The sequence below is a fragment of the Methylobacterium sp. AC315 genome, from assembly GCF_979253755.1.
This window is the reverse complement of the sequence record NZ_CEEDEA010000021.1, coordinates 25486-39160: the sequence shown is the minus strand read 5'-3', so window position 1 is coordinate 39160 and position 13675 is coordinate 25486. Positions and strand designations below refer to the sequence as shown.

Below are 13675 nucleotides of genomic sequence, written 5' to 3'. Positions count from 1 at the left end.
GCGCCGTTGTCCACCGCCGCCACCTGAAGAACCGGAACGCTAGGGCGGCTGGAGGATCGACATGCGGTGCACAACTGATGCGCTCGCGGCGCTCGCAGTCGCGGGGCTGGTGATCGGGACCCTGGGGGCGGCCCCGGCCTCGGCCGCCAACCCGGACACCCCATCGCCCCCGCAGACGAGCCCCGGCGACCTCAAGAGCGACGGCCCGACGCAGCCGGCCAAGGTCCAGGACGGCCAGTACACCGACAAGAACGGCGATCCGACCTATCACGTCACCGACGGCGGCAAGAAGGTCGATTGGTACACGATGTCGGGGTACCTGCGGTACAACGCCAACTGCATCGTCTGCCACGGCCCGGACGGCATGGGCTCGACCTATGCGCCCTCTCTGGTCGATGCGCTCAAGGGCATGGACTACGCGCACTTCGCCGGCATCATCACCGGCGGCAAGAAGGACGTGAACGCCTCCCAGGAACTGGTCATGCCGGCGTTCGGGGATAACCGGAACGTCATGTGCTACATGCCGGACATCTACACGTATCTGCGCGCCCGCGCGGATGGCGTGGTCGGGCGCAACCGCCCGGCCGATCACGAGGCGAAACCCGCTGCCTTCACGAAGGCGGAAGATGTCTGCATGAAGTGAGCGGCGCCGCGTTTCCACGCGGGTCAGGGTCTCCCAGAGAGACGGCGCAACGCCCCGTTGCGCCGTTCGGTTGTGCACGACATACTCCGCGCAAGACTCTGAAGAGCGAGGCAAAGCTCGCCGAAGGGGGTGTGAGGGGGTGGAACGTGGCTCAAGGAACCGGAGTGCGCCGCCATGCGTGCGGCATCTGGACAGCCTGGACGGAGGCTGCGGCGGCCCATGAGGCTGTCTCCGAGATCGCGCGGGCGATCGGTACCCCGGCCCTGTCCCAGATCGTCGCCTTCTTCTCGCACGATTACGACCCCGAAATCCTGGCTGCCGCCATGGAGAGGCAGTTCCCCGGCGTCCCGATCGCGGGCTGCTCGATGTCGGGGGGCATCGCTCCGGCGGGCGGCCTCGATCGCGGCCTCGTCGTGATCGCCTTCCCGTCCGAGCGCTTCCGCATCGTCTCGACCGTGCTCGACGCCATCGACCACCTCGATGTCGAACGCACCGCCTCAGCTGTGCGTGCCCTGCGCCGGACCCTCGATCCGCCGGTGTCCTCCCGCGAAGCCGAAGCGCCCGCCGTCGATCGCCGCTTCGCCCTGTCGCTGATCGATGGGCTCGCCAACGCGGAGGAGACGGTGGTCTCGGCCATCGCCTGGGCACTCGACGGCATCCCGATCGTCGGCGGTTCGGCGGGCGACGACCTGCGCTTCCGGGACGCGGTGCTGCTGCATGGCGGCCGGATCCACCGTAACGCCGCGGTGCTGGTGCTGGTCGAGACGGATTTCCCGTTCGAGATCTTCAAGAGCGACAATTTCGAACCGACCGGGACCAAGTTCGTCGTCACCGCCTCGGACAGCGAGCGGCGCACCGTCCACGAACTCAACGCCGAGCCGGCGGCGCGGGAATACGCCATGGCGATCGGCCTCGATCCCGAGGGCCTGTCGCCGATGAGCTTTGCCGCCTACCCGCTCGCCGTGAAGGTCGGCGGCGAGTATTTCTGCCGCTCGATCCGCCGCATGAACGAGGACGGCTCGCTGAGCTTCTTCTGCGCCATCGACGAGGGCGTGGTGCTGACGCTGGCTGAGCCGCGGGACATCGTGGCCTCGACCCGGACCGAGCTGGCCCGCCTCGACACGGTGGTGGGCGGCGTAGACCTGATCATCGGCTTCGAATGCGTCCTGCGCCGGCTCGATGCCGAGAGCCGGCAGGTGGGCCACGGCATCGCCGACCTGTACCGCCGCTACAACGTCGTCGGCTTCGAGACCTTCGGCGAGCAGTACCGGGCGATGCACCTCAACCAGACCTTCACGGGCATCGCGATCGGCAAGGGGCTGACCCGGGGCACGGAGCCCAGCGGCCCGCCGGTCCCGGCCGGATCATGACCCTGCACCCGGGCGGGCTCGAGACCGACGCCTCCCTGCGCCGGCGGATCGAGAAGCTGGAGCGGATCAACGCCGCGCTGATGTCTCACGTCGAGCGCAGCATGGACCAGCGCGGCAGCGCCTACTCGCTGTTCCAGACCGCGATCATGCTGGAGGGCCGCGTCCGCACCCGCACCGAGGAGCTGACCGGTCTGATGCACCGCCTGGAGCGCTCGAACGAGGCCCTGGCGGCGGCCAAGGAGGAGGCCGAGACCGCCAACCGCTCCAAGACCCGGTTCCTGGCGGCGGCGAGCCACGACCTGCTGCAGCCGGTAAACGCGGCCCGCCTGTCGATCTCGACCCTGGACGACCTGCCGCTGCCGCCCGAGGCGCGCACCATTGCGGGCCGGGTGGAGCGGGGCCTCCAGACGATCGAGGACCTGATCAAGACGCTCCTGGACATCTCGAAGCTCGATGCCGGCATCGTCCGGCCGCAGTTGCAGCCGGTCTTCCTGCCCGACCTGCTGGCCGAGCTGGCGGGGAGCTTCAAGCCGTTCGCGGAGCGCAAGGGCCTGCGGCTCGCCGTGCGCTGCCCGGACCTCACGGTCACCAGCGACGTGATGCTGCTCCAGCGCATCGTCCAGAACCTGGTCTCCAACGCCATCCGCTACACCGGCGCGGGCGGCATCGTGCTCGCGGCGCGGCGCGCTGCCGGCGGAGTCCGGGTGGATGTGTTCGATACCGGCTGCGGCATCGCCGCAGAGGAGCACGACCTGGTCTTCGAGGAGTTCTTCCGGGGCGGCGCCCGGACAGGCGCCACTGAGGAGCCGGGCCTCGGCCTCGGCCTGTCGATCGTGCGGCGCATGGCCCAGGCGCTGGATCATCCTTTGACCCTGGCCTCGCGGCCCGGCCACGGCACCCGGGTGACCATGGGCCTGCCGCTGAGCCCGATCCCGGCCGCCATCGCGCCGCCGGCCCCCGTGGTGACCCGCCTGTCCGGCGCCCACGTCCTGGCGGTGGAGAACGACGCCGCGACGGCCGACGCCTTGGCACGCCTGCTGCAGAACTGGGACGCCCGGGTCTCGACCTTCCGGGATTTGGCCGGGGTCCGCGCCGCCATGCAGGCCGGAGCCCCGCGGCCCGACATCCTGGTCCTCGACTACCACCTCGACGACGATGCCTGCGGGCTCGACGTCGCCGCGTACCTGAATGACCTCTACGGCGAGGCGCTGCCGGTGATCGTCACCACCGCCGACCATTCCCGCGAGGTCGAGGCGAAGGTTGCACGGTCCGGCGCGGAGTTGCTGCGCAAACCGATCAAGCCCGCGCAGCTGCGCTCGCTCCTGACTTACATGCTCGCGTGATGCATAGCCGGGCGAACAATCCCGCCGCGCCGTGACATAGGACACACCACGGCCCTCGACGCTGTGCCGCGGCTGCGCGAGAGGGAACCGGAATCCGCGGTGCATCCGCGCCCGGATCTCCCCCCGCAACCGACGTCGCCGGCCCTCCGGGACGCCGCAGGAGCGCGCGCATGGCGCAGGTCCCGGCCGGTACAGGCGTCCCCGCCCAGCACGACGGCCTGCCGCCGCGGGAGCGCGTCCTGGCGATGGCGGCGATCGGGCTGGCCATGACCATGGCGGTCCTCGACGGGGCCATCGTCAACGTGGCCTTGCCCGTGATGGCGAAGGACCTGGCGGTGAAGCCCGCCGACGCGATCTTCGTGGTCAACGCCTACCAGATCGCCGTGACGGCGAGCCTCCTGCCCTTCGCATCGCTCGGCGACATCTTCGGCTTCCGCCGGGTCTACCTGCCAGGGCTCGCAGTGTTCGTCGCGGCGTCGCTGGCCTGCGCGCTGGCGCCGAGCCTGCCCTTGCTGATTGCGGGGCGCATCGTCCAGGGGCTCGGCGCCGCGGCGATCATGAGCGTCAACATCGGCTTCGTGCGGTTCATCTATCCGCACCGGATGATCGGCCAGGGGGTCGCCAACGTCGCCCTGGTGGTGGCGGTGGCCTCGGCGGCGGGGCCAACCGTGGCGGCCGCGATCCTGTCCGTGGCGAGCTGGCCCTGGCTGTTCCTGGTCAACGTCCCGGTGGGGCTGCTCGCCCTGGCGGTGGCCACGCGCACCCTGCCGGCGACCCCGGCCAGCGGGCGGCGCTTCGACCTGGTGAGCGCGGTGCTCAACGCGCTGACCTTCGGCCTGCTGATCATCGGCATCGACGGGCTCGGCGACCCCGAGGGCCAAGCGATCGCCGTCGCCGAACTTGTCGGCGCCCTGGTGATCGGCACCGTGTTCGTGCGGCGCCAGATCCGGCTGCCCGCCCCGCTGCTCCCGGTGGACCTCATGCGGATCCCCGCCTTCGCCCTGTCGATGGCGACCTCGGTGGCCTCCTTCTGCGCCCAGATGGTGTCCTACGTGGCGCTGCCGTTCTACTTCCAGGATGTGCTGCACCTCTCCAGCACCCAGACCGGCTTCCTGCTCACCCCCTGGCCGATCGCGGTGGCCGCGATGGCGCCGATCTCGGGGCGCTTGGCCGACCGCTACCCGCCCGGGCTGCTCGGCGGCATCGGCCTCGCCATGCTGGCGGCCGGCCTCGTCGGCGTGACGCTGTTGCCCGAGTCGCCCGCCACCCTCGACATCGTCTGGCGCCTGACCCTGTGCGGGCTCGGCTTCGGCCTGTTCCAGTCGCCCAACAACAAGGTGATCGTCACTTCGGCGCCTCGGGAGCGCGCCGGCGGGGCAAGCGGCATGCAGTCGACGGCCCGCCTCACCGGGCAGTCGCTCGGCGCCGCCCTCGTGGCGGTGATCTTCGGGCTGACCCACGGGCTGGGCGCCGAACGGGCCGTGACCCTCTCGCTCTCCTGCGCGGTGGCGCTCGCCGCAATCGGCGGCTGCGCCAGCGTCCTGCGGCGGGGTAAGGGCGGTTAGGCGAGCCCGGTATGCCACCGACCGGCCTGGCGCGCGTTGGGCCGAGATCCACAACCCGTGTTCCAAGCCCCGGAGTCTCCGCCCATGGACCTCGACCTCACCGGCAAGAAGGCCCTCGTCACCGGCTCGACCGGCGGCATCGGCTACGCCATCGCCAAGGAGCTCTGCAACCTCGGCGCGGAGGTCGGCGTCAACGGCCGCACCGCCGAGCGGGTCGAAGCGGCGCTGACCAAGCTGCGCGGCGAGACCAAGGCCGGCCGCGCCTTCGCGGCACCGGGCGACGTGGCCACCGCCGAAGGGGTCGATGCTCTCGTCCGGGGGCTGCCCGCGGTCGACATCCTGGTCAACAACACCGGGATCTTCGAGCCGAAGCCGTTCTTCGAGATCCCGGACGCGGACTGGCAGCGCTTCTACGACGTGAACGTGATGAGCGGCGTGCGCCTGTCGCGTGCCTACGCCCCGGCCATGGCCGAGCGCGGCTGGGGCCGCGTGATCTTCATCTCGAGCGAGTCGGGCATCAACACGCCGACCGAGATGGTCCATTACGGGATGACGAAGACCGCGCAGCTCGCGATCTCTCGGGGCCTGGCGCAGACCGTCGCCGGCACCGGCGTGACGGTCAACAGCGTGCTGCCCGGGCCGACCCTGTCGGAAGGCGTCGCCGAGTTCATGAAGCAGATGGCCGGTGGGGCGGCCGACGCCGACCTCGACGCGATGGGCCGTGCCTTCGTGGCCCAGCATCGCCCGTCGTCGCTGATCAAGCGCCTTGCCACGGTGGAGGAGGTTGCGAACCTCGTCGCCTATCTCTGCAGCCCGGCAGCGAGCGCCACGACGGGCGCTGCGCTGCGGGTGGATGGCGGTGTCCTGCAAGGTCTCGCGTAGACCGCATCGAGCGAAACGGTCTTCGGCTCGGGGCCGTCGGGCCCCGTTCGATCAGGAGCCACCGGTCCGGCGAAGGCGCCGGACCCGGGCTTAGACGATCAAGACTTCAGGTGAGCCGCGAGGTGCTTGTTCATCTCGAACATGGAGCACTTGTCCTTGCCGAAGACCTTCTTGAGCTTGTCGTCGGCCAGGATCTCGCGCTTGTTCTCGGGGTTCTGCAGGTTGTGCTTCTTGATGTAGTCCCACACCTTGCTGACCACCTCGCCGCGGGGCAACGGATCGGTGCCGACGATCGCGCCGAGATCGGCAGACGGCTTCAGCGGCTGCTGCAGGGCGTTCGGCTTCGCGCCGGCGGCCTTGGTGGCGGCGGGCTTGGCAGCCTTCGCGGGCGCGGCCTTGGCGGCCTTCGGCTCGTCGGCCTTCGTGGTCTTGGCCGCCTTCGGCGCAGCCTTCTCGGTCTTCGTGGCCATAAACTTCCTCCGGTTCTCGGGCCGCAGGCCGGGGCATGAGCGCCCCACGGCCGAGCCAGCATAGCAGCAACTAAGCGGTGCCGCCGCCGTTCCAAGGGGAAATCGCCTTCGCGGGGGCCTCATCCACAGGGCAGGCGCGGAAATCCACACCGGAAGCCGCCGATCTGCACCGCCGCGAAGAACATTCCGCCGAACCCGCGCGCTCGAAACCTGCTCTTAACGATCAGGCCCGAGAAATACAGTCATGTTTACCCCGGTTCTCGCGCTCGCGCTGCTGCTCGCCACCGGGCTCGTGCTCGGTCTTGGTCTCGGTATCCGGGCCGAGCCGGTCTCGTCCGGCCTGGAACCGCAACGCGGGCTGGTTTGACGGCGCACGGGATTGCCGTGCCGGGCCGCCGGGTCCATGGGCCCGCGAGCATGGTCGATCCCATCACATCCACCACCCTGGAAAGCACCGCCCACGTCGTCCAGGTGGCGCTGAGCCCGGTCTTCCTGCTGTCCGGGCTCGCGACGCTGCTCAACGTCTTCGGTGCCCGGCTCGCGCGGGTGGCCGACCAGGCCGAGCGCGTGTCGACGCTGCTGGCTGGAGCCGGCGAGGCCGAGCGGATCATCCTGGGTCAGCGGCTCGACCGGCTTCATACGCGCTCGCTGGCGCTGGACGCGGCGGTGTTCCTGGCCGCGCTCGGCGGCGTCGCGACCTGCGGCTCGGTGCTGACGCTGTTCGTCGGCGCCCTGCGCGACAGCACGGTGGCGAGCCTGCTGTTCGGCCTGTTCGGGACCGCGATCCTGTGCACGCTTTGCGCGCTCATCGCGTTCGGCTTCGAGATGCTGCTGGCCAGCCGCTCGGTCCGGGACCGGATCAACCAGCGCCGGGCCGATGCCGGGATGTTGGCGGATCTCTGAGCCACCGGAACCCGCTCCCGCCCCGGCGTTTAGTGACCAGGGCCGGCGGCACGTCCGGCCTGGTCCGCGTAACCCGGGAGTCACCATGCCGACGGATCTGCCCACCGAGCGTCCCGTGAGAAAGACGGGCTCCCTGGAGCTCGATCCCACCGGCGAGGGCATCGCCATCGACGAGACCGCCCGCCTGATCGCCTCGAACAAGGTCGAGGGCACGGCGGTGTACGACCGCGAGGGAAAGCACCTCGGGGCCGTGTACAACTTCATGGTGGATAAGGTCACCGGCCAGGTCGCCTACGCGGTGCTGGCCTTCGGGGGCTTCCTCGGGCTCGGCGAGAACCACCACCCCCTGCCCTGGAAGGCACTGACCTACAGCACCGAACTCGGCGGCTACGTGGTCGACATCGATCCGGGCAACCTCGCCGGCGCACCGAGCCACGGCCCGGGCGAGGACGCCTTCGCCGACCCAAACTACCGCGGGAAGATCGAGGATTATTACGGCGTGCGCGCGCCAACGCTGTGAGCGCAGGGCGCGGGCCATCGACGCTCCACCGGGACGCCTCGTGCCCGCACGGGCTTTTGCCGCCGGCACCCTTGCGGACCGCGACGGGCCACCTCTCCTGCACGGGAGAGGTGGCCCGCGCCCATCACGAGTAGCGCCGCGCCCGCTTCCGGTTACGGTCCTTAGAACTTCCCGCCGAGGCCGACGCTGCCGCCGGGCGACAGCATGGGGCCCATCGAGTTGCTGCCCGCGCCGCCAGCGGCGTTGCCGCCCTCGATGTCCTCGCGCCGGATCCGGCGTTCCCCGGAATTGGCCGATTGCGTCGCGCCGCCGGCGCTGCGCGGGATCGCCAGCTGCTTCGTCGGAGCGGTCTGGAGCGGCTGCCCGTCGGCATCGACCCCGGCGTTGCGGGCCTCGCGGTTGGGCAGGGAGCCGCGCAGCGAGGGCGGCAGCCCGACCTCGGTTTCCGGCATCACGCCGCCCCCGCCGCCGAGCGCCTGACAGCCGGCCACCAGGCTGGCCAGGGCGGCGCAGAGCGCGAGGCCGCGCGCAGTGGCACAGACCGACGAGGGGAGGGTCGACATCGTGTAGTCCTCGCAAGGGGCCGCGGTGGTCTCCGCAGCTCGCAAAAGCTTATCGTCGGCTGTCTACGCTCGGGTTGCGGCGAAAACCAGACACATGCGCGCCAGCACCCGTCGCGCGCGTCCGGGAGGGCGTCCGGATCGGACCGGCGCGGAACTTGCCGGCTGGCCCCGACGGTCCATAACTTCGCCCAGGTCCTTCGGCAGGGTGCTGTCCGCAGGCGGGGTCGCGCCGACGGCGGGCCCAAATCCGGCCGATACGGTCGCGGTCTTGCCGGCGCGTCGGCCCGGCCCGGCCCTTCCTCAGAGGACGCAGCGTGTTCAGAACCAACCGGATGATCGCGGCCGTGACGCTCGCCCTGTGGGCGTCGGGCGTTGCGGCGCAGGCCCCGGCCCCCGGGGGCGATGGCGCAGCATCCGGCCAGACCCCGACGCAGGGTCCACCCGCCGCGCAAACGCCGCCCGCCGCCCCGCCGGTGCCTGCTGCCCCGCCTTTGCACCCTGCGCCCCCAGCAGCGGCGCCGCCCGCTGGGGCGCCGACCACCTCCGCCACGCCGGGAGCGCCGTCGAACGCGGCGCAGCAGCAGGGGACCCCGGCCACGGTGCTGGACACCCAGGATTACGAGAGCCTGCTCGGCCGCAGCGTGCGCAGCGCCGGCGGCGACGAGCTGGGGCGCGTCATCGACATCATCATCGACAAGGACGGGCATCCCCGGGCGGCCATCATCGATTTCGGCGGATTCCTGGGTGTTGGCACCCGCAAAATCGCCGTCGATTGGCGCGCCCTGCGCTTCACCCCCGATGGCAACAAAGAGCGCAAGCTATCCGTCGCGCTGAGCCGCAACCAGGTCCGGGTGTCGCCCGAATACAAGGCCGGCGAGCCGATCGTCGTGCTCGGCCCGGCGAGCCCGGCCGCCCCCGTGCCCGAGGGCGAGCAGGCGACGAGCGCGGCCCCGCCGGTCAATCCCGCCGCCCCGGTCGTGTCTGCGCCAACCGTTCCGGCTCCGTCGGTCCCGACGCCGTCCGCCCCGCTTCCCGCCACCCCGCCGGAAAAGGCCCCGGATAAGTGACGGTGGCCCGATTGAAGGCAAGACCCGCCGTTTCCCCCCGCGAGCGCGAGGTGTCCCGACAGGACCCGCGGTCGCGGCCCGTCCGCCTGAAGGATCAGTCGGCCGAAGTCGCGCGCGAGCCGGCCCGGGCGGCCGCGGAGGCTGCGCCGGTGGACCGAACGCTCACGGCGGCAAGCCGCCACGGCCTCGACGCCTTCGCGTTCTTCGTCGCCAACCTGCAGACCGGGTTCGGGCCGTTCCTAGCCGTGTACTTCTCGCAGGCGAAGTGGACCCAGTCCGATATCGGCTTCGCCCTCACCGTAGGGAGCCTCGTCGCGCTGCTGGGCCAGGTGCCGGGCGGCGCCTTCGTCGACGTGGTGCGCTCGAAGCGGTTCGCCGCCGCGGTAGCGGTGATCGGCATCTCGGGCAGCGCCTTCGCGCTGGCGATCTGGCCGAGCTTCCCGGTGGTGCTCCTGGCCATGGCGGTGCATTCGGGGGCGAGCTGCGTGCTCACGCCGGCTATCGCGGCGATCAGCATCGGACTGGTCGGGCGGGCTCGGGCGGGCGAGCGCCTCGGCCGCAACGCGAGCTTCGCGGCGGTCGGCAACGCGCTCGGCGCCGCCGGCATGGGCGCCATCGGCTACTACCTCTCGAACGGAGCGGTGTTCTACCTGACGGCGGCTCTCGTAGTGCCGACGATCATCGCGCTGACGCGGATCCGCGCCGACGAGATCGACGCCAACGTGTTCAAGGATGTGGCCCCCGAGGCGGCCTCCAAGTCGACTTCCACGGCGGCTTCCAAGCCGGCCTCCGCCCAGCCGCCCCGCGCCGCCGGGCAGGACGGCGTGCGGGCGCTGCTGACCAATCGCGGGCTCCTGTGCTTCGCGGCCTGCATGGTCCTGTTCTTCCTCGCGAACGCCGCGATGCTGCCGCTGGTGGGCAGCGTCCTCACCCTGCGGGCGAGCGAGACCGCAACCGCGCTGATCGCGGCCTGCATCATGGTCCCGCAGGCGGTACTCGCCGTGAGCGCCCCCGCGGTCGGCCGGGCCGCCGAGCGGTTCGGCCGCTACCCGGTGCTGCTCCTGGGCTTCGGCGCCTTGCCGGTGCGCGGGTTGATGCTCGCCTACACCACGAACCCCTACGGCCTGGTCGCCATCCAGGTTCTCGACGGGATCTCCGCCTCGGTGCTCGGCGTGATGGTGCCTCTCGTGGTCTCGGATCTCACCCGCGGCACGGGGCGTTTCAACCTTGCGCTCGGCGCGGTCGGCACCGCGATGGGCGTGGGCGCTGCGCTCTCGACGTCGATCGCCGGGATCATGGCGGACCGCCTGGGAAGCCATAGCGCCTTCCTGGGGCTGGCCTTCATGGGCTTCGCGGCCTTCATGCTGGTGGCGCTGATCATGCCCGAGACGCGCCAGCCGGCGGAGGAGGCGTGATCCGCGGCATCGGATTCGCTTGCGTGTATCCGCGCCGCTCAAGCGGCGTTCAGGTTTGAGAGATAAAAGCGCGCGGGAGGTGCGGGCCGGTGCAACATATGGCAACGCTGTCGCGTTGCCGCTGCGGGTCCGATTACGCCCGCGTTGCACTCCGCCTCAGCCCGCACCAGCCAGTGCCGCGTGAATACGGAATGGTCACCGCGATGGAAGAGCTGCACCAATACGCTGAGAGGCCCTTCGCCTTCGTCGGGCGATACCTCCGGCGCCGCTGGGTGCCCCACCTGGTGATCCTGATCTCCGTGCTCGGTGCGGTCGGGTTCTCGGTCTCGACCGACTATGCCCTCAAGGGCGTGGTCGATGCGCTGACCAAGGGTCCCGGCCCCGGCAACACCGTGGTCTGGGGGGCGCTCGCCGTCCTGATCGGATTCATCGCGGCCGACAACATGCTCTGGCGCGTGGCGGCGCTGACCGGGGCCTTCACGTTCGTGGGCGTCACCGGCGACATCCGGCGCGACCTGTTCCGGCACATGACCGGCCATTCGCCGACCTTCTTCTCCGACCGGCAGCCGGGAACCCTGGCGTCGCGCATCACGGCGACCTCGAACGCGATCTTCACGGTCGAGAACATGTTCGTGTTCAACGTGATGCCGCCGACCGTCGCGGCCTTCGGATCGATCGCCTACATCGCCACCGTCAACACCACCATGGCGGCGATCCTGGCCGGCGTCTTCGCCGCGGTCGTCGTGCTGATGTTCAAGATGGCGGCGGCCGGCAAGCCGCTGCACCACGACTTCGCCGCCAAGGCGGCCTCCGTGGACGGCGAGATGGTCGACCTCGTCGGCAACATGTCGCTCGTGCGGGCGTTCTCGGGCTTCAAGCGCGAGGGCCAGCGCTTCGAGGGCACGATCGCCACGGAGATGCGCGCCCGCCGTTCGTCGCTGCTCTACCTTGAGAAGCTGCGCATCGTGCACGCGGTGCTCACCGTATTGGCGGTGTTCGGCCTGCTCTACTGGGCGATCCAGATGTGGGAGGCCGGCCAGGCGACCAATGGCCAGGTGGTGCTGGTCTGCACGCTCGGCATCCGCATCCTGGCGGCCACCCGCGACCTCGCGGTGGCACTGGTGGACGCGACCCAGCACACCGCCCGCCTGGCGGAGGCGCTGCACACCCTGCTCCAGCCCCACGACCTCGTGGACCATCCGGAAGCCAAGCCGCTCGCCGGCCAGGGCGCCAAGATCGAGTTCGACCACGTCGCCTTCAATTATCCGGACGGGCGCCCGGTCTTCACCGATTTCGACCTCGTGATCGAGCCGGGCCAGAGGGTCGGCCTCGTCGGCAAGTCGGGCGGCGGCAAGTCGACCCTGTTCTCGCTGCTGCAGCGCTTCTACGACGTGAAGACCGGCGAGATCCGCATCAACGGCCAGAAGGTCGAGTTGGTGACCCAGGAATCCCTGCGTGAGGCGATCACGGTCGTCCCGCAGGACGTGTCGATGTTCCACCGCTCGTTGCGCGAGAACATCCGCTACGGCCGGCCGGAGGCCACCGACGAGGAGGTCTGGCAGGCCGCCGAGGCGGCACGCTGCACCGAGTTCATCCAGGCCCTGCCGGAGGGCTTCGACACCATGGTCGGCGACCGCGGCGTGAAGCTCTCGGGCGGCCAGCGCCAGCGCATCGCCATCGCGCGGGCCATCCTGAAGAATTCGCCGATCCTGCTGCTCGACGAGGCGACCTCTGCGCTCGACGCGGAATCGGAGCAGGCGATCCGTCAGGCACTCGCGAACCTCATGAAGGGCCGCACCGTCATCGCCATCGCCCACCGCCTGTCGACGCTTCAGGACTTCGACCGGATCGTGGTGCTGGAAGGCGGCCGCATCATCCAGGACGGCTCGCCAGACAAGCTGACCCATCTCGACGGCTTCTTCCGCGAGCTGATGAAGAAGGAATCAATGTCGATGTCCCTGGCGGCGGCCTGATCGGGGCGCCCGGCGAGGCCCGGCCGTGCCCGATCTCGACACCGTCGTCCGGGAGATCTCCGACGAGATGGCCCTGCGCTCCGACCGGGGCGCGGTAGCCGATTACATCCCCGAACTCGCCCACGTGGACCCGAACCAGTTCGGCATCGCGGTGATCGATGCCGACGGGGCCGTCACCGTCGGCGGCGACAGCGAGACGCCGTTCTCGATCCAGAGCGTGTCGAAGGTGTTCACGCTGACCCTGGCGCTCGGCATGGTGGGCGACCGGCTGTGGAAGCGGGTCGGGCGTGAGCCCTCCGGCAACCCGTTCAACTCGATCGTCCAGTTGGAGCGGGAGCGCGGGGTGCCGCGCAACCCGTTCATCAATGCCGGCGCCATCGCGGTGACCGACGTGATCCTCTCGGGTCATGCGCCCCGGGAGGCGTTGGGCGAGATCCTGCGCTTCATGCAGTTCCTGGCCCAGGACCCCACCATCACCATCGACGGGCAGGTGGCGGCCTCCGAGAAGCGCACCGGCTTCCGCAACACCGCGCTCGCCAACTACATGAAGTCGTTCGGCGTCATCGAGAACCCGGTGGACTACACGCTCGGCGTCTACTTCCATCACTGCGCCATCGCGATGACCTGCCGGCAGCTCGCCATGGCGGGCCGGTTCCTGGCCCATAACGGCCGCAACCCGTCGACCGGGCACAACGTCGTCTCGGCCGAGCGGGCGCGCCGCATCAACGCGATCATGCTGACCTGCGGTCACTACGACGGCTCGGGCGAGTTCGCCTACCGGGTCGGCCTGCCGGGCAAGAGCGGCGTCGGCGGCAGCATCCTGGCGGTGGCCCCCGGCAAGGCCTCGATCGCGGTCTGGTCACCCGGCCTCGACGCGGCGGGCAACTCCCATCTCGGCCGCGTCGCCCTGGAGCGCCTGACCCAGCGCATGGGCTGGTCGGTGTTCGGGGCGTGACCGACA

General features: G+C 70.4%; 14 protein-coding genes. 12 read left to right on the top strand and 2 right to left on the bottom strand.

Features of this window, described 5'->3' with window-relative positions; translation table 11 throughout:
• The first annotated feature begins 61 nt into the window (after positions 1 to 61).
• The 5 genes from AC0IY0_RS24055 (at position 62) to AC0IY0_RS24035 (ending at position 5803) form a co-directional block, all read left to right on the top strand.
• Positions 62 to 643, top strand: a complete 582-nt coding sequence (locus AC0IY0_RS24055) for a c-type cytochrome, methanol metabolism-related (protein ID WP_147910341.1) — start codon at positions 62 to 64, stop codon at positions 641 to 643.
• Between the two features lie 164 nt (positions 644 to 807).
• Positions 808 to 2013 carry an FIST signal transduction protein gene (locus AC0IY0_RS24050; protein WP_471765848.1) on the top strand — a complete coding sequence of 402 codons (1206 nt, stop codon included), beginning with the start codon at positions 808 to 810 and terminating at the stop codon, positions 2011 to 2013.
• The gene (locus AC0IY0_RS24045) at positions 2010 to 3356 is read left to right on the top strand and encodes an ATP-binding response regulator (RefSeq protein ID WP_471765846.1); all 1347 of its coding nucleotides are present in this window, start codon (positions 2010 to 2012) and stop codon (positions 3354 to 3356) included. The genes AC0IY0_RS24050 and AC0IY0_RS24045 overlap by 4 nt, the downstream gene beginning before the upstream one ends.
• A 170-nt stretch (positions 3357 to 3526) precedes the next feature.
• Positions 3527 to 4921 carry an MFS transporter gene (locus AC0IY0_RS24040; protein WP_471765845.1) on the top strand — a complete coding sequence of 465 codons (1395 nt, stop codon included), beginning with the start codon at positions 3527 to 3529 and terminating at the stop codon, positions 4919 to 4921.
• 84 nt (positions 4922 to 5005) lie between these two features.
• Positions 5006 to 5803 (top strand): SDR family NAD(P)-dependent oxidoreductase, encoded by a 798-nt coding sequence (locus tag AC0IY0_RS24035; RefSeq protein WP_471765844.1) that lies wholly within the window; start codon positions 5006 to 5008, stop codon positions 5801 to 5803.
• A gap of 98 nt (positions 5804 to 5901) precedes the next feature.
• On the opposite strand, the gene AC0IY0_RS24030 is transcribed toward AC0IY0_RS24035, so the two are convergent.
• The gene (locus AC0IY0_RS24030; protein WP_147910346.1) at positions 5902 to 6273 is read right to left on the bottom strand and encodes an SWIB/MDM2 domain-containing protein; all 372 of its coding nucleotides are present in this window, start codon (positions 6271 to 6273) and stop codon (positions 5902 to 5904) included.
• 244 nt (positions 6274 to 6517) lie between these two features.
• Between AC0IY0_RS24030 and AC0IY0_RS24025 the strand changes: the two genes are divergently transcribed.
• From AC0IY0_RS24025 to AC0IY0_RS24015, 3 genes are all read left to right on the top strand, one after another.
• The gene (locus AC0IY0_RS24025) at positions 6518 to 6640 is read left to right on the top strand and encodes a hypothetical protein (protein WP_281407111.1); all 123 of its coding nucleotides are present in this window, start codon (positions 6518 to 6520) and stop codon (positions 6638 to 6640) included.
• A 50-nt stretch (positions 6641 to 6690) separates the two neighbouring features.
• On the top strand, positions 6691 to 7176 hold the full coding sequence (locus tag AC0IY0_RS24020; protein ID WP_471765843.1) for a DUF2721 domain-containing protein: 486 nt from the start codon (positions 6691 to 6693) through the stop codon (positions 7174 to 7176).
• Positions 7177 to 7261: 85 nt separating this feature from the next.
• Positions 7262 to 7696, top strand: coding sequence for a PRC-barrel domain-containing protein (locus AC0IY0_RS24015; RefSeq protein ID WP_147910348.1), 435 nt, complete (start codon positions 7262 to 7264; stop codon positions 7694 to 7696).
• A gap of 161 nt (positions 7697 to 7857) precedes the next feature.
• On the opposite strand, the gene AC0IY0_RS24010 is transcribed toward AC0IY0_RS24015, so the two are convergent.
• Positions 7858 to 8259, bottom strand: coding sequence for a hypothetical protein (locus tag AC0IY0_RS24010; protein ID WP_471765841.1), 402 nt, complete (start codon positions 8257 to 8259; stop codon positions 7858 to 7860).
• 599 nt (positions 8260 to 8858) lie between these two features.
• Between AC0IY0_RS24010 and AC0IY0_RS24005 the strand changes: the two genes are divergently transcribed.
• The 4 genes from AC0IY0_RS24005 (at position 8859) to AC0IY0_RS23990 (ending at position 13669) form a co-directional block, all read left to right on the top strand.
• On the top strand, positions 8859 to 9326 hold the full coding sequence (locus AC0IY0_RS24005; RefSeq protein ID WP_419830858.1) for a PRC-barrel domain-containing protein: 468 nt from the start codon (positions 8859 to 8861) through the stop codon (positions 9324 to 9326).
• Entirely contained in the window at positions 9323 to 10741 is a 1419-nt protein-coding gene (locus tag AC0IY0_RS24000) for an MFS transporter (RefSeq protein ID WP_147909347.1), read from the top strand. Before AC0IY0_RS24005 ends, AC0IY0_RS24000 begins: the two co-directional genes overlap by 4 nt.
• Positions 10742 to 10944: 203 nt before the next feature.
• Positions 10945 to 12714: an ABC transporter ATP-binding protein gene (locus tag AC0IY0_RS23995; protein ID WP_471765840.1), complete on the top strand. Its 1770-nt coding sequence runs from the start codon at positions 10945 to 10947 to the stop codon at positions 12712 to 12714.
• Between the two features lie 25 nt (positions 12715 to 12739).
• The gene (locus AC0IY0_RS23990; RefSeq protein WP_471765839.1) at positions 12740 to 13669 is read left to right on the top strand and encodes a glutaminase; all 930 of its coding nucleotides are present in this window, start codon (positions 12740 to 12742) and stop codon (positions 13667 to 13669) included.
• Positions 13670 to 13675 lie beyond the last annotated feature (6 nt).

What these genes read in the sequence shown, in the direction of transcription:
- AC0IY0_RS24055 (WP_147910341.1), top strand. Translation starts at nt 62, where the DNA reads ATGCGGTGCACAACTGATGCGCTCGCGGCGCTCGCAGTCGCGGGGCTG.
- AC0IY0_RS24045 (WP_471765846.1), top strand. Translation starts at nt 2,010, where the DNA reads ATGACCCTGCACCCGGGCGGGCTCGAGACCGACGCCTCCCTGCGCCGG.
- AC0IY0_RS24040 (WP_471765845.1), top strand. Translation starts at nt 3,527, where the DNA reads ATGGCGCAGGTCCCGGCCGGTACAGGCGTCCCCGCCCAGCACGACGGC.
- AC0IY0_RS24035 (WP_471765844.1), top strand. Translation starts at nt 5,006, where the DNA reads ATGGACCTCGACCTCACCGGCAAGAAGGCCCTCGTCACCGGCTCGACC.
- AC0IY0_RS24030 (WP_147910346.1), bottom strand. Translation starts at nt 6,273, where the DNA reads ATGGCCACGAAGACCGAGAAGGCTGCGCCGAAGGCGGCCAAGACCACG.
- AC0IY0_RS24025 (WP_281407111.1), top strand. Translation starts at nt 6,518, where the DNA reads ATGTTTACCCCGGTTCTCGCGCTCGCGCTGCTGCTCGCCACCGGGCTC.
- AC0IY0_RS24020 (WP_471765843.1), top strand. Translation starts at nt 6,691, where the DNA reads ATGGTCGATCCCATCACATCCACCACCCTGGAAAGCACCGCCCACGTC.
- AC0IY0_RS24015 (WP_147910348.1), top strand. Translation starts at nt 7,262, where the DNA reads ATGCCGACGGATCTGCCCACCGAGCGTCCCGTGAGAAAGACGGGCTCC.
- AC0IY0_RS24010 (WP_471765841.1), bottom strand. Translation starts at nt 8,259, where the DNA reads ATGTCGACCCTCCCCTCGTCGGTCTGTGCCACTGCGCGCGGCCTCGCG.
- AC0IY0_RS23995 (WP_471765840.1), top strand. Translation starts at nt 10,945, where the DNA reads ATGGAAGAGCTGCACCAATACGCTGAGAGGCCCTTCGCCTTCGTCGGG.